The organism is Silvania sp. (assembly GCF_051656365.1).
Taxonomy (GTDB): domain Bacteria; phylum Pseudomonadota; class Gammaproteobacteria; order Enterobacterales; family Enterobacteriaceae; genus Enterobacter; species Enterobacter hatchlandensis.
In genome coordinates this window covers 31,841-53,416 of sequence record NZ_JBOGBT010000046.1, presented here as the reverse complement: position 1 = coordinate 53,416, position 21,576 = coordinate 31,841, and the positions used below count along the sequence as shown (strand labels likewise).

22 protein-coding genes and 2 tRNA genes are annotated in these 21,576 nt (G+C 56.1%); 11 read left to right on the top strand and 13 right to left on the bottom strand.

Features of this window, described 5'->3' with window-relative positions; translation table 11 throughout:
- The 4 genes from ACRDD5_RS10270 to ACRDD5_RS10255 form a co-directional block, all read left to right on the top strand.
- Positions 1-1,846, top strand: a 1,846-nt coding sequence (locus ACRDD5_RS10270) for a DMSO/selenate family reductase complex A subunit (protein ID WP_438676692.1), incomplete at its 5' end; no start/stop codon positions are given.
- On the top strand, positions 1,830-2,462 hold the full coding sequence (locus ACRDD5_RS10265) for a DMSO/selenate family reductase complex B subunit (RefSeq protein WP_438676691.1): 633 nt from the start codon (positions 1,830-1,832) through the stop codon (positions 2,460-2,462). The genes ACRDD5_RS10270 and ACRDD5_RS10265, both read left to right, overlap by 17 nt.
- A complete protein-coding gene (locus tag ACRDD5_RS10260; RefSeq protein ID WP_438676690.1) occupies positions 2,455-3,288 on the top strand; it encodes a dimethyl sulfoxide reductase anchor subunit family protein in 834 nt (277 codons plus the stop codon). Before ACRDD5_RS10265 ends, ACRDD5_RS10260 begins: the two co-directional genes overlap by 8 nt.
- Before the next feature lie 119 nt (positions 3,289-3,407).
- Entirely contained in the window at positions 3,408-4,163 is a 756-nt protein-coding gene (locus ACRDD5_RS10255) for a 4Fe-4S binding protein (protein ID WP_438676693.1), read from the top strand.
- 70 nt (positions 4,164-4,233) lie between these two features.
- On the opposite strand, the gene ACRDD5_RS10250 is transcribed toward ACRDD5_RS10255, so the two are convergent.
- From ACRDD5_RS10250 to mdtK, 3 genes are all read right to left on the bottom strand, one after another.
- Positions 4,234-4,310, bottom strand: a tRNA-Val gene (locus ACRDD5_RS10250).
- A gap of 11 nt (positions 4,311-4,321) precedes the next feature.
- A tRNA-Val gene (locus ACRDD5_RS10245) sits at positions 4,322-4,398 on the bottom strand.
- Positions 4,399-4,549: 151 nt separating this feature from the next.
- Positions 4,550-5,923, bottom strand: a complete 1,374-nt coding sequence (gene mdtK, locus ACRDD5_RS10240) for an MdtK family multidrug efflux MATE transporter (protein ID WP_438676689.1) — start codon at positions 5,921-5,923, stop codon at positions 4,550-4,552.
- Between the two features lie 223 nt (positions 5,924-6,146).
- Here mdtK and ACRDD5_RS10235 point away from each other — a divergent pair, with 223 nt between their 5' ends.
- Complete coding sequence (locus tag ACRDD5_RS10235) at positions 6,147-6,788, top strand: riboflavin synthase subunit alpha (protein ID WP_271283774.1); 642 nt, start codon at positions 6,147-6,149, stop codon at positions 6,786-6,788.
- 32 nt (positions 6,789-6,820) lie between these two features.
- Here ACRDD5_RS10235 and cfa read toward each other — a convergent pair whose 3' ends face one another.
- Both cfa and punC read right to left on the bottom strand, forming a co-directional pair.
- Entirely contained in the window at positions 6,821-7,969 is a 1,149-nt protein-coding gene (cfa, locus tag ACRDD5_RS10230; protein WP_438676688.1) for a cyclopropane fatty acyl phospholipid synthase, read from the bottom strand.
- A gap of 271 nt (positions 7,970-8,240) precedes the next feature.
- On the bottom strand, positions 8,241-9,434 hold the full coding sequence (gene punC, locus ACRDD5_RS10225) for a purine nucleoside transporter PunC (protein ID WP_438676687.1): 1,194 nt from the start codon (positions 9,432-9,434) through the stop codon (positions 8,241-8,243).
- Positions 9,435-9,550: 116 nt separating this feature from the next.
- Between punC and punR the strand changes: the two genes are divergently transcribed.
- Positions 9,551-10,483: a DNA-binding transcriptional activator PunR gene (punR, locus tag ACRDD5_RS10220; protein ID WP_271283771.1), complete on the top strand. Its 933-nt coding sequence runs from the start codon at positions 9,551-9,553 to the stop codon at positions 10,481-10,483.
- Here punR and purR read toward each other — a convergent pair.
- The gene (purR, locus tag ACRDD5_RS10215; protein WP_438676686.1) at positions 10,480-11,505 is read right to left on the bottom strand and encodes an HTH-type transcriptional repressor PurR; all 1,026 of its coding nucleotides are present in this window, start codon (positions 11,503-11,505) and stop codon (positions 10,480-10,482) included. The two genes, punR and purR, sit on opposite strands and share 4 nt — an antisense overlap.
- Positions 11,506-11,800: 295 nt before the next feature.
- Between purR and ACRDD5_RS10210 the strand changes: the two genes are divergently transcribed.
- The gene (locus ACRDD5_RS10210) at positions 11,801-11,890 is read left to right on the top strand and encodes a cytochrome bd-I oxidase subunit CydH (protein WP_271269819.1); all 90 of its coding nucleotides are present in this window, start codon (positions 11,801-11,803) and stop codon (positions 11,888-11,890) included.
- Positions 11,891-12,054: 164 nt separating this feature from the next.
- Positions 12,055-13,221, top strand: coding sequence for an MFS transporter (locus tag ACRDD5_RS10205; RefSeq protein ID WP_438676685.1), 1,167 nt, complete (start codon positions 12,055-12,057; stop codon positions 13,219-13,221).
- A gap of 36 nt (positions 13,222-13,257) precedes the next feature.
- On the opposite strand, the gene sodB is transcribed toward ACRDD5_RS10205, so the two are convergent.
- A complete protein-coding gene (gene sodB, locus ACRDD5_RS10200) occupies positions 13,258-13,839 on the bottom strand; it encodes a superoxide dismutase [Fe] (protein WP_438676684.1) in 582 nt (193 codons plus the stop codon).
- Between the two features lie 122 nt (positions 13,840-13,961).
- Entirely contained in the window at positions 13,962-14,780 is an 819-nt protein-coding gene (locus ACRDD5_RS10195; RefSeq protein ID WP_438676683.1) for a C40 family peptidase, read from the bottom strand.
- A gap of 336 nt (positions 14,781-15,116) precedes the next feature.
- Here ACRDD5_RS10195 and grxD point away from each other — a divergent pair, with 336 nt between their 5' ends.
- Entirely contained in the window at positions 15,117-15,464 is a 348-nt protein-coding gene (gene grxD / locus ACRDD5_RS10190) for a monothiol glutaredoxin 4 (RefSeq protein ID WP_271283766.1), read from the top strand.
- Between the two features lie 47 nt (positions 15,465-15,511).
- Here the strand turns inward: grxD and rnt are convergent, their stop codons facing one another.
- From rnt to eptA, 5 genes are all read right to left on the bottom strand, one after another.
- Positions 15,512-16,162 carry a ribonuclease T gene (gene rnt, locus ACRDD5_RS10185; protein WP_271283765.1) on the bottom strand — a complete coding sequence of 217 codons (651 nt, stop codon included), beginning with the start codon at positions 16,160-16,162 and terminating at the stop codon, positions 15,512-15,514.
- A 96-nt stretch (positions 16,163-16,258) separates the two neighbouring features.
- A complete protein-coding gene (gloA, locus tag ACRDD5_RS10180) occupies positions 16,259-16,666 on the bottom strand; it encodes a lactoylglutathione lyase (protein ID WP_271283764.1) in 408 nt (135 codons plus the stop codon).
- 82 nt (positions 16,667-16,748) lie between these two features.
- Positions 16,749-17,846 (bottom strand): alkene reductase, encoded by a 1,098-nt coding sequence (locus ACRDD5_RS10175; RefSeq protein ID WP_438676682.1) that lies wholly within the window; start codon positions 17,844-17,846, stop codon positions 16,749-16,751.
- Between the two features lie 53 nt (positions 17,847-17,899).
- Positions 17,900-18,499, bottom strand: coding sequence for a TetR/AcrR family transcriptional regulator (locus ACRDD5_RS10170; protein ID WP_438676681.1), 600 nt, complete (start codon positions 18,497-18,499; stop codon positions 17,900-17,902).
- Between the two features lie 38 nt (positions 18,500-18,537).
- Positions 18,538-20,166, bottom strand: coding sequence for a phosphoethanolamine transferase EptA (eptA, locus tag ACRDD5_RS10165; protein ID WP_438676680.1), 1,629 nt, complete (start codon positions 20,164-20,166; stop codon positions 18,538-18,540).
- Between the two features lie 129 nt (positions 20,167-20,295).
- Between eptA and ACRDD5_RS10160 the strand changes: the two genes are divergently transcribed.
- Together ACRDD5_RS10160 and ACRDD5_RS10155 are read left to right on the top strand one after the other, a co-directional pair.
- A complete protein-coding gene (locus ACRDD5_RS10160; RefSeq protein ID WP_438676679.1) occupies positions 20,296-20,556 on the top strand; it encodes a DUF1289 domain-containing protein in 261 nt (86 codons plus the stop codon).
- A 48-nt stretch (positions 20,557-20,604) separates the two neighbouring features.
- A complete protein-coding gene (locus tag ACRDD5_RS10155; protein WP_271283760.1) occupies positions 20,605-21,501 on the top strand; it encodes an aldo/keto reductase in 897 nt (298 codons plus the stop codon).
- The last annotated feature ends 75 nt before the right edge of the window (positions 21,502-21,576 follow it).

Below are 21,576 nucleotides of genomic sequence, written 5' to 3'. Positions count from 1 at the left end.
CAATCTCACCGGGGGATATCTGGAGTATTACCACTCTGTGAGCATGGGCAACACCGCCGCCGCTACCCCGTACACCTATGGTGCGGTCGCCAGCGGTAACTCGCTGGATACGCTGGCCGAGACGAAGCTGGTGATCCTGTGGGGGCACAACCCGACCGAAACCATTTTTGGTCACAGCAACCACTATTTTCAGCAGATGAAGCAAAACGGCACGCGCTTTATCGTGGTCGATCCGCGCTATTCCGATACCGTGGCCTCGCTGGCCGATGAATGGATCCCGCTTTTGCCCTCGACCGACAATGCGCTGATGGATGCGATGATGTACGTCATCGTCAGTGAAAATCTGCATGACAAAGCCTTTATTGACAGCTATACCCTCGGCTTTGACGAAGCTTCCATGCCAGAAGGCGTGCCTGCTAACGAGTCGCTGGTGGCCTATCTGATGGGCGACAAAGACGGTCAGGTCAAAACGCCTGAGTGGGCTGAAAAAATCACCCATGTCCCGGCACAAACCATTCGCCAGCTGGCGCGGGATTACGCCAACACCAAACCAGCGGCGTTGATTCAGGGATGGGGTCCGCAGCGACATAACTGTGGTGAGCGTACCGCCCGTGGTTCGACGTTACTGGCGACCCTCACCGGCAACGTGGGAATTAAAGGCGGCTGGGCAGCCGGTTACGGCGGTAGCGCCAACCGTAAATTTGCCACAGGCCCGGACATGCCGGATAACCCGGTAAAAGAAAGTATCTCGATCATGAACTGGGTGCAGGCCGCCGAGGATGCCAGCAAGGTCACGCCGGAACAGGGGCTGAAAGGGGCGGATAACTTAAAAAGTAATATCCGGATCCTGTTTTCACTGGCGGGTAACTACCTGGCAAACCAGAACCCGGATTTGCACCAGGCGGTGAGGGTGCTGGAGGACGAGTCCCGCATTGAGTTTATCGTCGTCAGCGATCTCTACATGACCCCAAGCGCCCGCTACGCGGATCTGCTGTTGCCGGAAACCAGCTTTATGGAACGCTGGAACATCGGTGAAACCTGGGGAACGGCAAACTACCTGGTGCTATCCGAAAAGCTGATTGAGCCGGAGTTTGAACGCCGCTCTGACTATGACTGGCAGCGTGAAGTGGCCGCGAAACTGGGTATTGAGCCACAGTTCAGTGAGGGCCGTACCGAGCAGCAATGGATTGAACATATCTGGGAGCAGACTCGCCTGTCGATGCCGGATGAACATCTGCCGACCTTCTCTGAGCTGCTGAAAACACGTAAGCATCTGTTTAAGAGCAAGCCGTACGTGGCGTTTGAGGACAACATCCGCGATCCGCAGAATCATCCGTTCCCGACGCCATCCGGAAAAATTGAGATTTTCTCAAAGCGCCTGTACGACATGAACAACCCGGAAATTCCTGCTCTGTCGCATTACGTCCCGGCCCACGAAGGCCCGGAAGATGCGCTCGCGCAGCAGTTCCCGCTGCAGCTGATCACCTGGAAAGGTAAAAACCGCGCGAACTCCACCCAGTATGCCAACCCCTGGCTGCAGGAAGTGCAGGTGCAAAAGCTATGGATCAACCCACTCGATGCGCAAAAACGCGGGATCCGCCAGGGGGATAGGGTGCGCATTCATAACCAGCGTGGTATCTGCCAGTTGCCTGCGGAGGTCACGGTACGCATTATGCCGGGCGTTGTCGCCATGCAGGCAGGGGCCTGGTGGCAGCCGGATGCCGAGGGGGTTGACCACGGCGGGTGTGCAAACGTACTGAGTTCCGCGCGTATTACGCCACTTGCGAAAGGCAATTCTCATCAAACCATGCTTGTGGAGGTCGCAAAGTATGACGCAGCAGTATAAGGAATACCCACCGGTCAATGACAAGCAGCTTGGCTTTTTCATCGACTCGTCGCGTTGCTCCGGGTGCAAAGCCTGCCAGGTGGCCTGTAAAGACAAGCACAATCTGGACGTCGGACAGCGTTTTCGCCGCGTCTATGAAGTGAAAGGCGGTGGATTTATGCCGACCGGGCTGGGGGGCGTGACCCATAATGTGTACGCCTACACGCTGTCGATCTCCTGCAACCACTGCGCCGATCCGATATGCACCAAAAACTGCCCGACCACGGCGATGCACAAGCGTCCGGGAGACGGCATTGTACGCGTCGATACCACCAAATGCGTCGGCTGCGGCTATTGCGCCTGGTCGTGTCCTTACGGTGCGCCGCAGATGAATGAGGAAGCCGGGCAGATGTCAAAGTGCGATTTCTGCATCGATTTGCAGGCGAAAGGCGAACAGCCGATTTGCGTTGCAACCTGTCCGCTAGGGGCGATTAAGTTCGGTCCGATTGACGAACTGCGCGCTAAATACGGCAACCTCTGTGACGTGCAGGGCTTACCGGATTCGGCCATTACGCATCCCAACCTGGTGATTAAAGCGCATCAGGGTGCGGAAAAAGAGGAACTCCCGCATGCATGAATTACCGCTACTGATCTTTACCCTGCTGGTACAAGGCTCCGTGGGAATGACGTTATTCCTGACGCTATCCGCCCGTCCCGCGTCGCGCATTCCGCAGGTTAAGCGCCAGCTGTTGCCGGTGATGCTTACCGCCTGCGTGGCGGGCGGCCTGGGGCTGATTGTTTCTACGCTGCACCTCGGCTATCCGCTGAACGCCTTTAATGCGCTGCGCCACGTCGCCAGCTCGTGGCTGAGCCGTGAAATCGTCTTTGCCAGTATCTATCTGGCGGTATTGGGACTGTGTACACTGATCATGCTGGTTAAAAACCAGCTGATAGCGGGCTTACTCCCGATTGCGACCGTGCTGGGCCTGGTGGATGTCTGGTGCATGAGTGCGATTTATGCGCATACGTCGGTCATAACCTGGAGCCATCTTAATACCTGGCTGATGTTTTATGGCGCCGTTGGCGTGCTGGGTGCGGTGGCGCTGGTGTGGCTGCCGATGCTCAAATCACACGCCGTGGCCAGTGCGCGCCAGTCGGTGCTGCGTTTCGCCGGGATGCTGGTGGCTGCGATTGTTGCGATTCGTCTGCTGGCTCAACCGGACTATATGCAGAATCTGGCAAACGCCAGCCTGAGCGGTGTCGTTACCTTACCTCACCAGCCGCTGGACGCGTTCCATCAGTTCAGCGGTCTGCGCGTGTTTAGCTGGGTCGTGTCCGTACTCGGCGCACTGCTGTTTGTGGTGAGCGCGTGGCGTCAGGGGAAGGCCGGGTTGATGATCGGCAGTCTGCTGCTGGTGCTGGCTGAAGTGCTGTTCCGCTTTATATTTTTCTGCATTAACTGATGGCGTTATTTCGCCTGACCCAGCCCCTTGCGCCGCCCGGTGTGGGGGGCTCCTGCTTATGCAAACAGTTTCCCCGCCACGACTGCCGGGCATGTGTGGCGGCGTGCCCGGTCAACGCCATTGTCCCTACGGCAACGACGCCGACCATTGATCAGGATGCGTGCCTTCGGTGCGGCCAATGCTTGTTTGTCTGTCCGACGGATGCACTGCAAAACCTGCGGCCTGAAACGCGCCGTTATATTGCCTTCACCTTAGTGGCACCGTTTTCGACGCTGGCACCCTCCGTTGAAGAGCTATTGATGTGGCATCACCAGCATGGCATCCGGGCTGTGGCGCTGGACATGGAGACCCATCCCGGCTGGGTGCGCGCCGTAGCCGCATTAAACCTCTGGCTACGGGAATTGAATGCCCCGGTCTGGCAGATCCTGCCGCCGCCGCAAAAGGCGATCAATGCTGAGCGTCGACACTTTCTGAAGGCCAGTGAAGTGGACGTGCAGTCAGGTACTGTTTCGACCGGGCGACAGGCCCGTCGTCAGGCATTGTCTGCCATCAGCGAATATCAGCTGGCGCTGGATCGGTCGCAATGCATCGCCTGCGGCGCCTGCACCCGTGTCTGTACCCAAAAGGCGCTGCAACTGACAGAGGGGGCGCTGACGTTCACGTCGTCATTGTGTATCGGCTGTGCGAGCTGTGCTGCGGTGTGTCCCGTGCAGGCCATTGATATTGAAAAGCGGGTAGATGAAAACCAGGTCCTGCGTTTTCCCTGGACACAACTCACCTGCCGTTGCTGCCAGCGTCAATATAAGACGTTTAACCCGGAGACTGACCGGTGTTCTGTTTGTCTGCGACATCAGCATGGAATGCGAGAAGCGTAAACAGCACGGGTGAAAAACAGACTAAGATTTGGACTTTGAACTAAGAGAAGGTACTGAGGAATAACTGAAATGGTGCGTCCGAGTGGACTCGAACCACCGACCCCCACCATGTCAAGGTGGTGCTCTAACCAACTGAGCTACGGACGCACTGTAGAGAATGGTGCGTTCAATTGGACTCGAACCAACGACCCCCACCATGTCAAGGTGGTGCTCTAACCAACTGAGCTATGAACGCAATGTTGTGTGTGACAACGGGGTCGAATATTAGCGGCAGTGGCCGCATCAGGCAAGAGGTAAACTGCATTTTTCTTTCAGATTTCACGCGATTGCTTCATTCCCGCGCAAAGTGAAGAGAAAGTAGCCGCCCGCAGGCGGCCGGTGAGTAATTAGCGAGCAGCGCGTTGCAAAATCACACTTGAAGGCTGGCGCTGCAGGAAGCGCATCCGCAGCATCATCATGATCGCCGCAGAGGTTAAGCCGATAATAAAGCCAATCCAGAACCCGGCCGGGCCCATCCGGTCGACCACCAGATCGGTAAGCGCCAGGATATAGCCGCTCGGCAGACCCAGTACCCAGTAGGCGATGAACGTAATAAAGAAAATCGACCGCGTGTCTTTATAGCCGCGCAGCACGCCGCTGCCGACCACCTGGATGGAGTCGGAGATCTGATAAATCGCCGCCAGCAGCATCAGGTGCGAGGCCAGGATCACCACTTCCGGGCTGTCGTTATACAGCAGCGCAATCTGCTCGCGCAGGGTGATAGTGAACAGGGCGGTACACATCGCCATGCCGATCCCCACGGCTATCCCGGTACGCGCTGAAGTTTGTGCCTCCAGCGTTGAGCCCTGACCGAGGCGATACCCGACGCGAATGGTCACGGAAGCGGCGAGCGACAGCGGCAGAACGAACATCAGCGAGCTGAAGTTAAGGGCAATCTGGTGCCCGGCTACGTCGATGATGCCCAGCGGGGACACCAGCAGGGCGACCACGGCGAACAGGGTGACTTCAAAGAACAGCGCCAGCGCAATCGGCAGGCCCAGCTGTACCAGGCGCTTAACTACCGCCATATCCGGCTTGCTGAATCCGGGCTCATTACGAATATCGTGCATCGACCGGGCGCGCTTCACGTAGGAGAGCATGCTGAAGAACATCACCCAGTACACTGCAGCCGTCGCCACGCCGCAGCCAACGCCGCCCAGCTCCGGCATGCCAAAGTGACCGTAAATAAAGATGTAGTTCACCGGAATATTGACCAGCAGCCCGATAAAACCCATCACCATACCCGGTTTGGTTTTCGCCAGACCTTCGCACTGATTACGTGCTACCTGGAAGAATAAATATCCCGGGGTCCCCCACAGCAGGGCGCGTAAATAGCCGACGGCTTTATCCGCAAGCATGGGGTCAATATTGCGCATGGCGTGAATAATATAGCCCGCGTTCCACAGCACAATCATGATTAACACTGAAACAAAACCGGCCAGCCAGAAGCCCTGACGGATCTGGTGGGCAATGCGCTCCCGGCGTCCGGAGCCGTTAAGCTGGGCAACCACCGGGGTTAAGGCCAGCAGCAGACCGTGACCAAATAAAATAGCCGGCAGCCAGATAGAGGTGCCGATAGCGACGGCGGCCATGTCGGTGGCGCTGTAACCCCCGGCCATGACGGTATCAACGAATCCCATTGAGGTTTGGGCGATTTGCGCGAGGATCACCGGGATTGCCAGAGCTAATAACTGACGCGCTTCACTGATGTACTTCTGCACGTGAACACCTTTGATCTTGTTGTTATTTGAGAGAATAAAAAGCCGCTGCGAAAAGCAGCAAGAAGAAGATGCGGGGAATTCCAGCTATTGTAGCGGGGAATGGTTAATTATCTAGTGAAAAAATCGCCAGAAAAGGTAGTGTGCTGGCAACCTCTATTTTCAACTGTTATTGTGGTGCGATTAAACGGTGTCAGCACCGAAGGAACAAACAGGAGTGGTAAGCATGTTTACTGGTATTGTGCAGGGCACCGCGAAACTGGTGTCCATTGATGAAAAACCGAACTTCCGCACCCATATTGTGGCCCTGCCGGAGTATATGCTCGATGGCCTGGAAACGGGTGCTTCGGTTGCACATAACGGTTGTTGCCTGACGGTTACCGAAATTAACGGCAACCTGATTAGCTTTGATTTAATGAAAGAGACGCTGCGTATCACTAACCTTGGTGAGCTGGTGGTGGGTGACGACGTTAACGTTGAGCGCGCGGCAAAGTTCAGCGATGAAATTGGCGGGCATTTAATGTCCGGTCATATTATGACCACCGCTGAAATTTCCAAAATCCTGACCTCGGAAAATAACCGCCAAATCTGGTTTAAGGTTCAGGATCCGTTATTACTGAAGTACATCCTGTATAAAGGCTTTATCGGCGTGGACGGCATCAGCCTGACCGTGGGTGAAGTGACGCCAACCCGCTTCTGCGTGCACCTGATCCCTGAGACGCTGCAGCGCACGACGCTGGGGGCGAAAAAACTGGGGCATCGGGTCAATATTGAGATCGATCCCCAGACCCAGGCGGTAGTGGATACCGTTGAGCGCGTGCTGGCGGCAAAAGAGGCCGCCATCCAACAAGCGCTCGATATCGAATAATAAAAAACACCCCGGTTTCCCGGGGTGTTTTTTTAGCGCGCCACCCGCAAACCGTTCTCCACCCCGCGGCTGAAAACCACCTGCCACAGATGAATATCCCGCGCACGAAACGCACCGGCACACGCATTCAGGTAATAGCTGAACATCCGTTTGAATCGTTCAGAATAGTTGTCTGCGATCTCCGGCCAACTGGCGAGGAAACGCGAATGCCACGCCATCAGGGTGGTGTCGTAATCCGCGCCAAAGTTATGCCAGTCTTCCATCACAAAATGCGCTTCACTGGCGTTCGCTATCTGGCGAACGGAGGGTAAACAGCCATTCGGAAAGATGTATTTGTCGATCCATGGATCGACACGATGGTCGGTTTTTTGCGAACCAATAGTGTGCAGCAGAAAAAGACCGTCCGGCTTGAGGTTGCGATCGACGACGTTAAAGTAGGTCGGGTAGTTTTTTGGCCCCACGTGCTCAAACATTCCCACGGAGACAATCCGGTCGAACTGATCGTCAAGATCGCGATAGTCCTGCAGTAAAATGGTGACATCCAGGTCGCGACAGCGAGACTGGGCCATTTTTTGCTGTTCCGCCGAAATTGTCACACCCACCACGCTGACGCCATAGTGCCTGGCTAAAAAATGCGCCAGCCCACCCCAGCCGCAGCCAATATCCAGCACCCGCATGCCGGGCTGGAGCTGCAGTTTCTCGCCGATCAGCCGCAGTTTATCCTGCTGCGCCTGTTCCAGGCTTTCGGCCTGTTTCCAGTAGCCGCAGGAGTATTGCATCGTTGGGTCAAGCATGCGGCTGAACAGATCGTTGCCAAGATCGTAATGCTCCTTGCCAACAATCCAGGCGCGTTTTTTATTTTGCAGGTTGAACAGGCGGGCGGTGGCAATACGCAGGGTGTCTTTCAGGTGGCTGGGAAGCTGATTTTCCAGTCCGGCCCGCAGGACCTTATTGAAAAAAATATCCAGCCGTTCGCACTCCCACCAGCCGTCCATATAGCTCTCGCCAAGGCCGAGGGAACCTTCCTGCATAATGCGTTTAAAAAAGTCGGGATGTTTGACCTGCAGATCGGACGCTGCCGGACCGTTGACGGTAATGCCCGCCCGGGTCAGCATTTCATTCACTATCCTGAACCAGCTGTCGTTGCGAAAACTGACTTCGTCTATACACGATGAACTCATAGCTTCTCCATCACTTGCTGTGATCATAACCCCCGGGATAAGGGCTGTGAGAAATCTCACGGGGATGACCCGCGAGGCTAATATCCGACGTAGAACAGAGGAAGGGAGATTACCCTTGCCGAAAGGCCATCCATGGAGAAACGGGAGCGTTCCTGCTCCCGTTAATGCCTAATACTTATCGTATTTATTAGAACGCACAAATAAGTATAGGCCTGAAAAAAGCGTGATTCAACACCAGAAGGTTAGCACGCTAATGACAGAGTCGGTGTCATCAGGCACGCGAGGATTCTGCGCTGAGATCGTCCTGCTGCTGGCGGGCGCGAACGTACTGCATCCGATAGCCCATCACAGACAGCACCACGGTGACCAGCATCACGCTGGTGGTGGTCAGCAGCGGGGTGGCGATCAGCCACGAGACCAGCAGGCTCGCCAGGAAACACAGACCCAGCTGCAGGGTGTTCTGCAGAGCCGCCGCGCTGCCGGTGGCCTGCGGGAAGGGACGCAGGGCCTGCGCCACCACAATTGGGTAGATCGCGCCGTTGGCCACCGCCATCAGGCAGAAAGGCACCAGCAGCGGAGCCAGACCCACGCCCGGGATAAACCCAACCGCCCAGGTTGCGATGACGCTGAGCGCATACAGGCCCAGCAGCCACGGCAGCATCTGAGGTCCTTGCCATTTTTGCAGCGCGGCGCGACAGCCGTAACCGCCAATCAGGAAGGCGATGGTTTGCGGCACGTAGCTGAGGCCGATTGCGGCCGGGCTATAGCCCATTTCGCTGAGGATAAACGGCGAGCCGGTCAGCCAGGCGAAGAAGCTTGCCGAACAGGCGGCGTAGATCAGCACGTTACCGCTATAAACACGTGAGCGCAGCAGCGATAAAAAGGTGACGCGAGATTCTGCGGGCGCTTTCGCCGTCGCAGGCTTCAGGCTAAAGGCCGGGATCATCAGCACCAGGGCGATAACGAACAGCACGGCAAAAATTGACTGCCAGTCAAAATGGGCGAGGATCCAGCTGCCGAGCAGCGGCGCCAGCGCCGGAGAAAGCCCGACCAGCGGCATAATGGTGGCGAAGATGCGGTTAACGCGCGAGGCCGGATAGTAATCGGTTACCAGCGCCTGCCAGGTGACCGCCGCAGCGCACACCCCGACCGCCTGAATAAAGCGCAGCACCAGCAGCCAGGTCGCTTCGCGGACCCACAGCATCCCCAGACAGCCGAGGGCAAAAATGGCCAGCCCGGCCAGCAGAATCGGTTTGCGTCCGAAGCGATCGGACAGCGGTCCCCACAGCAGTTGCGCAAAGGCAAAGCCTGCCAGGAACAGGCTCAGGCTGGCGCTGATGGCCGCCGCCGGGGTTTGCAAATCTTCCTGCATGACCGCAAAAGCGGGCAGGTACATGTCAGTTGCCAGGAAGCCGAGCACGCTCAGCCCGGCAAGCCAGACTAAAAATCCTTTCCCAGGTATCACTGTGTTTATTCTCCGTTATAGGTGCAGGTGTCATTGCCGCAGAGTGTAGGCAGTGCAATCCGGCTTGTGAAACGCTAATATTTGGCTGTTGCATTCAAAAATTTTGCAGGCAGAAAATGTGGTCAGAATATTCTCTAGAAGTGGTGGATGCCGTCGCGCGCAACGGCAGTTTTAGCGGTGCAGCGCAGGAGCTGCACCGGGTGCCTTCTGCCATCAGCTATACGGTGCGTCAGCTGGAGGAGTGGCTGGCGGTGCCGCTGTTTGAACGGCGTCACCGGGATGTGGAGCTGACGCCCGCCGGGGTGTGGTTTCTCAAGGAGGGGCGATCTGTTATCAAAAAAATGCAGATCACCCGAGAACAGTGTCAGCAGATTGCCAACGGCTGGCGAGGCCATCTGTCGATTGCGGTGGATAATATTGTGCGCCCCGAGCGCACCCGGCAGATGATCGTTGATTTCTATCGTCACTTTTCTGACGTGGAGCTGCGGGTGTCCCAGGAGGTCTTCAATGGCGTCTGGGATGCGCTGGCGGACGGCAGGGTCGAGATGGCGATCGGTGCGACCCAGGCTATCCCGGTAGGGGGGCGCTATGCGTTTCGCGATATGGGCACCCTGAGCTGGAACTGCGTGGTGGCCAGCCACCATCCGCTGGCCGCGATGGCAGGGCCGCTCAGCGATGATACTTTGCGCAACTGGCCATCGCTGGTGCGGGAAGATACCTCACGTTCGTTGCCGAAGCGCATCACCTGGCTGCTGGATAATCAGCGGCGGATCGTGACCCCGGACTGGGAGTCGTCAGCGTCCTGTCTCTCTGCCGGACTGTGCGTGGGGATGGTACCGGCGCACGTCGCCCGACCGTGGATTGACAGTGGCAAGTGGGTGGCGCTGTCGCTGGAAAATCCCTTCCCGGATGCCGCCTGCTGCCTGACCTGGCAGCAAAACGATATCTCTCCGGCCCTGGCGTGGCTGCTGGCGTATCTCGGCGATAGCGAAACGATGAATAAGGAATGGCTGCGGGAGCCAGAGGGGCTGGCTCCCGGGGAGGATTAACGGCGGTAGTCGCGGAAAGGACCATCCGCGACCGAGCGGCGTTCGATCAGACGCGGATGCACTTCAATGGAGTGTGACTCTTCGCGCTTGCTGACAATACGATCCAGCAACATATTGAAGGCCGTCTCCCCCAGCGAATCTTTCGGCTGGTGGATGGTGGTCAGCGCCGGCGTAAAGAAGCGCGCGTTGCGCACGTTATCATAGCCGATCAGCGAAATATCCTGCGGGACGCGCAGGCCCATTTCGTCGGCGGCGCACAGCGCGCCCATCGCCATAATATCCCCGCCGCAGAATATCGCCGTCGGACGCGGGCTCTGGGAGAGGATCTGCTGCATCGCGCGGTAGCCGGATTCCGGCTCAAAGTCGCCCTGCACAATCCAGTTTTCCGGCACAGTGATCAGCGTCTCTTCCATCGCTTTCATAAAGCCTGCCAGTCGACCGGCGCCGGTGTTGCGCTCCAGCGGCCCTGGAATCACGCCAATTTCGCGGTGGCCGCGTTCGATCAGATACCGACCGGCCATATACCCGCCTTCAAAGGCGTTATCGATTACCGAGTCGGTAAAGTCGGCTTTGGCTTCGCCCCAGTCCATCACCACCATCGGAATATTGCGATACTCCTCCAGCATATTGAGCAGCGATTCCGGGTATTCGGAACACATCACCAGCAGGCCATCAACGCGCTTTTGCGCCATCATCGACAGATAGGCCCGCTGTTTCTCGAGGCTGTTCCAGGCGTTGCCCAGAATCAGGGTGTAGCCTTTCTGGAAGCAATTCTTCTCTACGGCTTCAATAATTTCAGCAAAATAGGGCGCTTCGCTGCTGGTCGCCAGTAAGCCGATTGTCTTGGTGTGATTCACTTTCAGGCTGCGGGCCACGGCGCTTGGAGAATAGTGCAGCTCTTTAATCGCCGCCCAGACGTTGTTGCGCGTCTCTTCCGCGACAAAGCGCGTTTTGTTAATCACATGTGATACGGTTGTAGTGGAAACGTTTGCGCGTTTCGCCACGTCTTTAATTGTTGCCATCAGATGTCACTCCAGACCATATCTAAGCTCCTGAAAAACCAATAGGTAAACGTTTGCCTTCACTCGCCCTAATTGCGCAATTTGAATTGCGGTACGCCGGGAAAACGACACAGGACGTCAGGAGGGGGTCAATGGCCGGTACGCTAATAAATTTAGCGTGGAATTTTGGCTGATCTTGACCAAAAGGGGAAGAACAAAAACGGTAATCCACCTAAAACCCGCAAGATTTTTGCTGTGAACTGTGTAAAAATGAGCAAGCTCACTCTTCATGGGGTGATTAAAAGGAGAAAAATTGATGAGTACCGATCTTAAGTTTTCGCTGGTTACGACCGTTATTGTCCTGAGTTTGATCGTGGCGAGTGCTTTCACTGCTGCGCTGCACTGATCGATACGGGGGAGCCTGCTCTCCCTCGTTTCTCCTGGCTGATTGTTACGCCTCCTGCAATAATCTTTTGCCAAAATGTAAACTTCTCATTTTTTGTGATTGATGTCATGCTTTCGCCTTCATTGTTCTGTGTCGCGTGACGACACGGTGTCTGGAGTTGAAGTATGAAAATCAATTTTCCCCTGCTGGCCCTGGCGATTGGTGCATTTGGCATTGGCACCACTGAATTCTCCCCGATGGGATTGTTACCGGTCATCGCCCGGGGTGTGGATGTTTCTATTCCCGCCGCAGGAATGCTGATCAGTGCCTATGCCATCGGTGTGATGGTGGGGGCACCGCTGATGACGCTTCTCCTGTCGCATCGTGGCCGTCGTAATGCGCTGATCTTCCTGATGGCGATTTTTACCGTTGGTAACGTGCTGTCGGCCCTCGCGCCGGATTACACCACCCTGATGCTGTCCCGCATCCTCACCAGCCTGAACCACGGGGCCTTCTTTGGCTTGGGCTCAGTGGTGGCTGCAAGCGTGGTGCCTAAACATAAGCAGGCGAGCGCAGTGGCTACCATGTTTATGGGGCTGACGATTGCCAATATTGGCGGCGTCCCGGCGGCGACGTGGATGGGCGAAGTGATTGGCTGGCGGATGTCGTTCCTTGCGACTGCGGGGCTTGGCGTGGTGGCGATGATCGCGCTGTTCTTCTCGTTGCCGAAAGGCGGGGCGGGTGAAAAGCCGGAGGTGCGCAAAGAGTTGGCGGTGCTGATGCGCCCGCAGGTGCTGTCTGCGTTGCTGACCACGGTGCTGGGCGCCGGGGCAATGTTTACCCTCTATACCTATATTTCGCCGGTGCTGCACGACATCAACCAGGCGACCCCGGCCTTTGTCACTGCCATGCTGGTGCTGATCGGCGTTGGGTTCTCGCTGGGTAACTACCTGGGCGGCAAGCTGGCGGATAAGTCAGTGAATGGCACGCTGAAGGGCTTTTTACTGCTGCTGATCGTGATTATGCTGGCAATTCCCTGGCTGGCACGCAATGAGATCGGCGCGGCAATTGCGATGGTGGTGTGGGGGATGGCAACTTTCGCGGTGGTGCCGCCGCTGCAGATGCGCGTGATGCGTGTCGCCAGCGATGCGCCGGGGCTGTCGTCGTCAGTGAATATCGGTGCTTTCAATCTGGGCAATGCGCTCGGCGCGGCGGCAGGCGGGGCGGTGATCTCCAGCGGCATGGGGTACAGCTTTGTGCCGGTAATGGGGGCAATGATTGCCGCCCTGGGCCTAATTCTGGTGCTCGCGTCCGGCAGAAATCAGCCGCAGCCGGTGGGTGCCACCGAGTAACAATAATGCAGAAGGGCTCGCCCTTCTGCACTGCATTTATGCTGCGAAGTTCTTCGCTACAAATTCCCAGTTCACCAGCGCCCAGAAGTGCTCAAGGTAGTTCGGGCGCGCATTGCGGTAATCGATGTAGTACGCATGTTCCCACACGTCGACGGTCATCAGCGGCGTAGCGTTCGTGGTCAGCGGCGTTCCTGCATTGGACGTTGAGACGATTGCCAGCGTGCCATCCGCCTCTTTAACCAGCCAGGTCCAGCCCGCGCCAAAGTTCTTCACTGCTGCATCGGTAAACGCCGCTTTAAAGGCGGCGAAGCTGCCAAACGTAGCGCTGATGGCCGCAGCCAGTTCACCCGTTGGTTCGCCACCGGCATTGGGTGCCAGGCAGTGCCAGTAGAAGGTGTGGTTCCAGACCTGCGCGGCATTGTTAAACACGCCCCCTTCGGAGCCGCGCACGATCTCTTCGAGGGTTTTGCCCTCAAACGCGGTGCCAGCGATCAGGTTGTTCAGGTTGGTGACGTAGGTCTGGTGATGCTTACCGTAATGGTATTCCAGGGTTTCCACAGAAATGTGCGGGACCAGGGCGTCTTTTGCATACGGTAATGCAGGTAGTTCAAACGACATTGCTTCTCTCCTTATTATAGTGATCCATTCAATAACCATATTGAACGTGCGGGTAGAGTAGCAAAATGAAAGGTTAGACAAAAGAAGAACTTACCCTGCTGAAGAGCCAGCAGGGCAGGGGATTAACGAATGGTGTTGGCCTTCATCACGCGGCGTGCGCCAACGTAGTGACGCTGCCAGTAATCTTCGCTCAGGGAGGTGATCTGGATATCCTGGCCGCTGCGCGGGGATTGGATAAACTTGCCGTTGCCGACGTACACGCCGACGTGATCGGCCGTCCCGCGACCCTGGGTGCGGAAGAACACCAGATCGCCGCTTTCCAGTTCACCCCGGGTGACCGGAGACGCATCGCGCAGATGGTACATTTCGTTGGCGGTGCGCGGGATACGGAATTTCACCAGATCTTTATAGGCGTAATAGACCAGACCGCTGCAGTCAAAACCGGTACGCGGTGAGCTTCCGCCCCAGCGATACGGTTTGCCAATCTGTCCCATTAATTTATTTAACGCTGTGCTTTGCGCTTTTTGCACCCGGACTTTATGCGCGGCGGCAATGGTTGTGGTCTTGCTGGTTTTAACGCACTGCTTTTTGTGTCCTTTGCGGGTCGTACACTTCTCTGTCACAACGCGCGAAGCCGTTTGCGTGGCTCGGGTGGCATTGTGAGGGGAATTTTTGTTTTTCTTGCTGGAGGCGGTTTGCGGTGTTTTCGCGAGGGCTTTCTTTGCGGTGCTCTTTTTGGTGGTGCTTTTTTTACTGGTGCTCTCTTTTTTAGTGGTTTTGCTGGTCGCGCTTTTTTTCTTGGGTTCGGTTACTTTCGCCAGATGCGTTTTATGCGTAGCCGAAGACCGCGCCTGCTCTGAGGCGTTAGCCAGCGGCGTGAAAGAGAGAGTCGAAAAAAGCAAAGCACAGAGCGTGATCGAGAATTTATTTATTCGCGCCACTGGGCAGTCCCCTGGTAATTGCTGGCATGAATAATGCCGGCAGGTGATTTACAAAACCTGTCGATTCTAATCTATAAAAAGCCCCGACGTTAATAAACTTTTTGCACTTAAAACTGCGTTTTGTAATCGAGTGCAAAAAAAATAAACATCCTTTCGCTGGCCTGGTCATTCGCTGAGCAAAAATCAGGGCAGTACATATCTAACATGCGTTATTAATGCATCTTTATGCGACGCGCGGTAAAATACGATACGTGACGAAAATGTTATTTTCCGTTGTCGGTCTGAGACGCTACAATGACAGTCGATTGCCGTAACAGAAGTTAAAGGAAGCAAGACATGAGCACTACTATTGAAAAAATTCAGCAACAAATCGCTGAAAACCCGATTCTCCTGTACATGAAAGGTTCTCCAAAGCTGCCAAGCTGCGGTTTCTCCGCACAAGCAGTTCAGGCGCTGTCCGCCTGTGGCGAACGTTTTGCTTACGTTGATATTCTGCAGAATCCGGATATCCGCGCTGAGCTGCCAAAATACGCTAACTGGCCAACCTTCCCACAGCTGTGGATTGACGGCGAACTGGTCGGCGGGTGCGACATCCTGATCGAAATGTATCAGCGCGGCGAACTGCAGCAGCTGATCAAAGAGACCGCAGCGAAATACAAATCTGAAGAGCCAGACGCAGAGTAATTTCTCGCGTCATGGACACAAAAAAGCGACCAAAAGGTCGCTTTTTTTTATGCTTCAGGTTCCGCTTCCGGCAGCGGCCAGCCGCCGAGGCGTTTCCAGCGATTAACAATCTCGCAAAACAGCTCGGATGTGCGTTCGGTATCGTACAGGGCAGAGTGCGCCTGGGTGCCGTCAAAGGCGATGCCCGCCGTGATACAGGCTTTTGACAGCACCGTTTGCCCCAGCGCCAGTCCGCTTAATGCGGCGGTATCGAAGGTGACGAACGGGTGGAACGGGTTGCGCTTGAGCGAGGCGCGCTCGGCGGCGGCCATCATAAAGCTGTGATCGAACGTGGCATTGTGCGCCACCATGATCGCGCGATTGCAGTTCTGATCTTTCATGCCCTTGCGCACCATTTTGAAAATGGCATGCAGCGCGTCGTATTCGCTGACCGCCCCGCGCAGCGGGTTACTCGGGTCAATGCCGTTAAACGCCAGCGCCTCGGGCTGCAGATTAGCCCCCTCGAAAGGTTCGACGTGGAAATGCAGCGTGGAGTCCGGCAGCAAATTGCCCTGTTCATCCATTTTCAACGTGATGGCGGCAATTTCCAGCAGCGCATCGGTTTTGGCGTTAAATCCTGCGGTTTCAACATCAATCACAACAGGATAAAAACCACGAAAACGGTCGCACAGACCGGTAATTTGAGCGTTATCGGACATCTGGATCTCTTACAAGGGGAAAAAAGCAGAGCGCATTATGGCAAATTTTAGAGCGGGATGCAGTAAAACAACGGGCGCATCACGCGCCCTGAAGGATCAGTTACCCAGACCGCGACCGGCATCTTTGGCTTCAATCAGTTCGATTTTGTAACCGTCGGGATCTTCGACGAAGGCGATAACCGTGGTGCCGCCTTTAACCGGGCCCGCTTCACGGGTGACGTTGCCGCCGTTGCTGCGGATGCGCTCGCAGGCTTCAGCCGCGTTATCCACTTCAAGTGCGATGTGACCGTACGCAGTGCCCAGCTCGTAGCTATCAACATCCCAGTTATAGGTCAGTTCGATAACCGCTTCTTCGCTTTCCTGGCCGTAGCCAACAAACGCCAGTGAATATTTGTATTCCGGGTTTTCGCTGGTGCGCAGCAGGGTCATGCCCAGTACGTTGGTGTAAAACTCAATGGAACGTTGCAGGTCGCCAACGCGCAGCATGGTATGGAGTAAGCGCATAATATCCTCTTTGCTTTTATCATCTTGAACAGAAACGATGTTTTAGTATAGCGGCGAATCGTCGCCGCTATCAATGGAGGGACTATAAAGAAGGATAATCGGTATAACCTTCGGCACCGCCGCCGTAGAAGCTTTCCGGGCGCTGTGGGTTCAGCTCGGTTTTACGCTCAAGACGCGCCACCAGATCCGGGTTGGCGATGTAGGCGCGGCCAAAGGCCACGGCATCGATCAACCCTTTGTTAATCAAGTCTTCGGCTTTTTCTGGCGTGTACGCGCCAGCACCGATGATCACGCCCGGGAAGCGGTCGCGGACTTTCTGACGGAAGGCATCAGAATACGGCTCGCCGCCTGCCCAGTCTGGCTCGGACATGTGCAGATACGCGATGCCGCGCTTCGCCAGCTCTGCAATCAGGTACAGGGCATCAGCTTCTTCGTTCGGACCGTTATCCACGTTCTGGAACGAACCGATTGGCGAGACGCGGATCCCGATGCGATCGGCACTCCACTCCTGAGAAACAGCATCCACCACTTCCAGCACCAGACGGGCACGATTCTCGATGCTACCGCCGTACTGATCGGTACGCTGGTTAGAAGAAGGTGACAGGAACTGGTGCAGCAGGTAGCCGTGTGCCGAGTGCAGTTCGACGAGGTCGAAACCGGCTTCACGGGCGTTGGCGACCGCCTGGCGGAAATCATTCACGATGCCCGGGATTTCGTTCAGCTCAAGGGCACGCGGCAGGGAGGTATCTGCCCGGGTCGCCTGACCGTTTTCATCACGCAGCGAAGTGCGGGTGCCCGCGATCAGTGCGGAAGGGGCTACCGGCGCCTGACCACCCGGCTGCAGGCTGTTGTGCGAGATACGGCCGGTGTGCCACAGCTGGACCGCGATGCGACCCTCTTCAGCATGTACGCCCGCGGTAATTTTCTTCCACGCGGCGATCTGCTCCGGGCTGTGCAGGCCCGGTGCGCCAGCGTAGCCTTTGGCCTGGAAAGAAATCTGCGTGGCTTCCGAGATGATCAGACCTGAACTGACGCGCTGGCGATAGTATTCGCCCATCAGTGGGGTCGGAATATCACCCGGCTCGATGCTGCGCAGGCGGGTGAGAGGTGCCATGAAAACGCGGTTAGGTGCTTCGATTGCGCCCACTTTAAGGGGGGTAAATAATTTTTCGGCTGACATAGTGGCTCCTGAATAGACCGGTCGACTAGTAAATCGTTAAATAAAAACGCCTGTTATACGTCAGGCGTTGCAATGATGTTTTGCACATGAGCCAGCGCGCTTTCCAGCGGCAGCGAACTGCGGGACATTTTGGCCTGCAGATTCGCCCCCAGCCACAGGGAGTAAAGTACCTGTGCCTGCGCGAAGGATTCGCCGATAAAGACCAGTGACCTTTCAGCACGGCCTTTCTCCAGCGCTTGCGCCAGCAGGGCGATCACCTCGGTGGCCCCTTTATGCATTGCCGTGCGCATATCTTCTGACAGATCGCACACTTCGGCGGACAGTTTCACCGTCAGGCAACCGCTGATCAGGCCCTGCTGACTGAACTGGGTCAGCGCTTCCTGATAGTAAGCCAGAACACGATCGCGATAATTCCCTTCACCGCTGGCGAAGTGGCTGGCAAGACGCTGATGGTAGCCGGCAAAGTGGCGCTCCAGCAGGGCCACGCCAAACGCCTCTTTCGAGCGAAAGTAGTGGTAAAACGATCCCTTCGGCACGTCGGCGGTTTTGAGCAGTTCGCTCAGCCCCATCCCGGTAAAGCCCCGGTGCATGCACAGACGCTCGCCGGTTGCCAGCAGGTGTTCGCGTGTATCGTGTTCAGTGTGCTTATTCATGCGGACAATGTAATAGACCAGTCGGTCTAATGCAAGCGTTAAGTTCGACGACAGCGGGTGAGGAGATCCATTTGCGGCTGATAAACCGCTGTCTGGATATTCATCATCCCCAGCACTGTGGCGAACAGATTGTCCTGGGATACTGCCTCTTTCCCGGCCTGGTCGCGTAGGCACTGTTCATTAACGCGGTAGTTTTGCTGATAGTCCGGCGACAGCCAGAATATAAACGGAATATGGGTCTGCTGCTCGGGCGCCAGCATATAAGGAGTACCGTGCAAATAGAGACCGTTTTCCCCCAGCGATTCACCGTGGTCGGACAGGTAAATCAGCGCAGTGTTCATCGTGGATTGCCGGGCTTTCAGCATGTCGATGGTCTTACTCACCACGCTGTCGGTATACAAAATAGTGTTGTCATAGGTATTGAGCAGCGCCTGATGATCGCAGTCCTGGATCTGGTTGGTGTCGCAGGTCGGGGTAAAGCGGCGGTACTGCTCCGGGTAGCGCTGATAATAAGCCGGACCGTGGCTGCCCATCAGGTGGATCACCAGCACGCTGTCCTGCTTCAGGCCGTCTAAGACGCTGTCCAGGTGCCAGAGATTGGCGTCGTCAATACAGGCGTTGTTTTTGCACAGCGCGTCCAGCTTCCACTGAGTCATGTCGGTATGCGGGATGCGATTGCAGGCACCTTTACAGCCACCGTCGTTATCCCGCCACAGCAGATTGACTCCCGCGTGGGCCAGCACGTCCATTAACCCTTCCTGATGATGAGCCAGGTCGGCGTCATACTGTTTGCGCGGCATCCCCGAGAACATACACGGCACCGAAACGGCCGTTTCTGTGCCACAGGAGGAGGCCTGCGGGAAGTTGATTACGTTCTGTTTTTTCAGTTCAGGATTGGTTTCGCGTTCGTAGCCGTTCAGGGAATAGTTTTGCGCCCGGGAGGCTTCGCCGACAACCAGCACCAGCACGGTTTTTTTCTGCTGTGCCAGCATCATCGGACCTTTATGCGCATCTTCGCCCAACCGGATTAAGGTCTGATCGCCCGCAAACCAACGTGCCTTGCTGTATTTTGCGATGGCGCTGACGTAGTTCGCCGGGGTCACCATTTTGACGATGCCTTTATTGTTGCGGAACAACGAGGCGTAGTCCTTATAAAACACCGAAGCGACCAGAATAATGATTAACAGGCTGGCGAGGATCGTCGCCAGACGCATCAGCAGCGTTTGCCAGACTTTACCGGGCTGAATGCGGATCATGGCCAGCACCGCCGAAGGGACCAGACCAGCAACCGCCAGCCACAGCAGCAACTGCGGGGTGACCAGCGCGGTGGCTTCCTGGGAGTTGGTTTCGAAGACGTTGACCATCATATTCTGGTCAATCACCGCCCCGTAAGTGAACATAAAATAGGTCGCGCCCGCACAGCCCAGGGTGAGCAGTACCAGCAGCGGCTTGCGGATCAGGGGGATATTCAGAATACTGAATACCATCACCCAGCCGCAAAACAGCACCAGTGGCACCGTCAGGGCAAAAATAAAATCATGTAGCCGTGTTGGGGCGATCACTGCCCAGCTGCGTTGGATAAACAGGGCATTTAACAACGTAAATAACAGGGCGCACCCCAGAGTGAACTTTATATCGTTACACTGTAACTTTTTAATCGACTGCATCATCATCCGGACCATTCATTGCTTTGATGACGCGAGTATAGGGAGCGAAGATTAGTGAAACCTTAATGTGCATTTCTGCGGTTGACGTCTTGCGTTAGCCCGGCTTAAGGTCTTCACTTTACTGTAATCATGGGGAGCGGGGAGGTGGGTGTGGCTGAACAACTGGAGTTCTTTCCCGTCCAGAGCCCGTGCCGGGGTATTTGCCAGTCGGATGAGCGGGGCTTTTGTCGCGGCTGTATGCGCAGCCGGGAGGAGCGTTTTAACTGGCAAGCCATGAGCGATCCGCAGAAACAGGAGATCCTGCGCCTGTGTCGCCAGCGTCTGCTGCGCAAAATGCGCGCAAACAGAGCCTCCGAAACCGAAGAACCGCAGCAACCCTCACTGTTTTAGCCCCGTAATTGCGTATACTCACCCCAGTCTTTTTTTGAGGAAATTGCTATGGTTCAGCGTATTACCCTTGCCCCACAGGGCCCGGAATTCTCCCGTTTTGTGATGGGCTACTGGCGTCTGATGGACTGGAATATGTCCGCTCAGCAGCTGGCGAGCTTTATTGAAGCGCATCTGGATCTGGGGATCACCACCGTCGATCACGCCGATATTTACGGCGGCTACCAGTGTGAAGCGGCCTTTGGCGAAGCGATGAAGCTGGCACCAGCGCTGCGTCAGCGCATGGAGATCGTCACCAAATGCGGCATTGCCACCACCGCAAAAACTGAGCATGCCCTCGGCCATTACATCACCGATCGTGACCATATCATTCAGAGCGCCGAGCAGTCGCTGACCCATCTGGCAACGGATCATATCGACCTGCTGCTGATCCATCGCCCGGATCCGCTGATGGATGCCGACGAGGTCGCCGAAGCGTTCCTCGCCCTGCACCAGAGCGGCAAAGTGCGCCATTTCGGCGTGTCTAACTTTACCCCGGCCCAGTTTGCACTGCTGCAGTCGCGCCTGCCGTTTACTCTGGCTACCAATCAGGTTGAAATTTCCCCGGTGTACCAGCCGCTGCTGCTGGATGGCACGCTTGATCAGCTGCAACAGCTACGCATTCGCCCAATGGCCTGGTCCTGCCTCGGCGGTGGTCGCCTGTTCAATGACGAATCCTTCCAGCCGCTGCGCGATGAGCTGGCCCAGGTGGCGCAGGAGCTGAACGCAGAAAGCATCGAGCAGGTGGTGTATGCGTGGATCCTGCGTCTGCCGTCGAAGCCGCTGCCGATTATTGGCTCCGGTAAAATCGAGCGCGTGCGTTCCGCCCTGGCGGCAGAACAGCTTCAGATGACACGCCAGCAGTGGTTCCGCATTCGTAAAGCCGCGCTGGGTTACGACGTACCGTAATTCTGCATTCAATTGACTTCCCGGTGAAATCGTTGCCCCTGGTATAAGCTTAAGGGGCAAATATTAACCGAAGGA

Coding starts and splice junctions, on each gene's coding strand:
- ACRDD5_RS10265 (WP_438676691.1), top strand. CDS start 1,830: ATGACGCAGCAGTATAAGGAATACCCACCGGTCAATGACAAGCAGCTT.
- ACRDD5_RS10260 (WP_438676690.1), top strand. CDS start 2,455: ATGCATGAATTACCGCTACTGATCTTTACCCTGCTGGTACAAGGCTCC.
- ACRDD5_RS10235 (WP_271283774.1), top strand. CDS start 6,147: ATGTTTACTGGTATTGTGCAGGGCACCGCGAAACTGGTGTCCATTGAT.
- cfa (WP_438676688.1), bottom strand. CDS start 7,969: ATGAGTTCATCGTGTATAGACGAAGTCAGTTTTCGCAACGACAGCTGG.
- punR (WP_271283771.1), top strand. CDS start 9,551: ATGTGGTCAGAATATTCTCTAGAAGTGGTGGATGCCGTCGCGCGCAAC.
- purR (WP_438676686.1), bottom strand. CDS start 11,505: ATGGCAACAATTAAAGACGTGGCGAAACGCGCAAACGTTTCCACTACA.
- ACRDD5_RS10210 (WP_271269819.1), top strand. CDS start 11,801: ATGAGTACCGATCTTAAGTTTTCGCTGGTTACGACCGTTATTGTCCTG.
- ACRDD5_RS10205 (WP_438676685.1), top strand. CDS start 12,055: ATGAAAATCAATTTTCCCCTGCTGGCCCTGGCGATTGGTGCATTTGGC.
- sodB (WP_438676684.1), bottom strand. CDS start 13,839: ATGTCGTTTGAACTACCTGCATTACCGTATGCAAAAGACGCCCTGGTC.
- grxD (WP_271283766.1), top strand. CDS start 15,117: ATGAGCACTACTATTGAAAAAATTCAGCAACAAATCGCTGAAAACCCG.
- rnt (WP_271283765.1), bottom strand. CDS start 16,162: ATGTCCGATAACGCTCAAATTACCGGTCTGTGCGACCGTTTTCGTGGT.
- gloA (WP_271283764.1), bottom strand. CDS start 16,666: ATGCGCTTACTCCATACCATGCTGCGCGTTGGCGACCTGCAACGTTCC.
- ACRDD5_RS10175 (WP_438676682.1), bottom strand. CDS start 17,846: ATGTCAGCCGAAAAATTATTTACCCCCCTTAAAGTGGGCGCAATCGAA.
- ACRDD5_RS10170 (WP_438676681.1), bottom strand. CDS start 18,499: ATGAATAAGCACACTGAACACGATACACGCGAACACCTGCTGGCAACC.
- eptA (WP_438676680.1), bottom strand. CDS start 20,166: ATGCAGTCGATTAAAAAGTTACAGTGTAACGATATAAAGTTCACTCTG.
- ACRDD5_RS10160 (WP_438676679.1), top strand. CDS start 20,296: ATGGGGAGCGGGGAGGTGGGTGTGGCTGAACAACTGGAGTTCTTTCCC.
- ACRDD5_RS10155 (WP_271283760.1), top strand. CDS start 20,605: ATGGTTCAGCGTATTACCCTTGCCCCACAGGGCCCGGAATTCTCCCGT.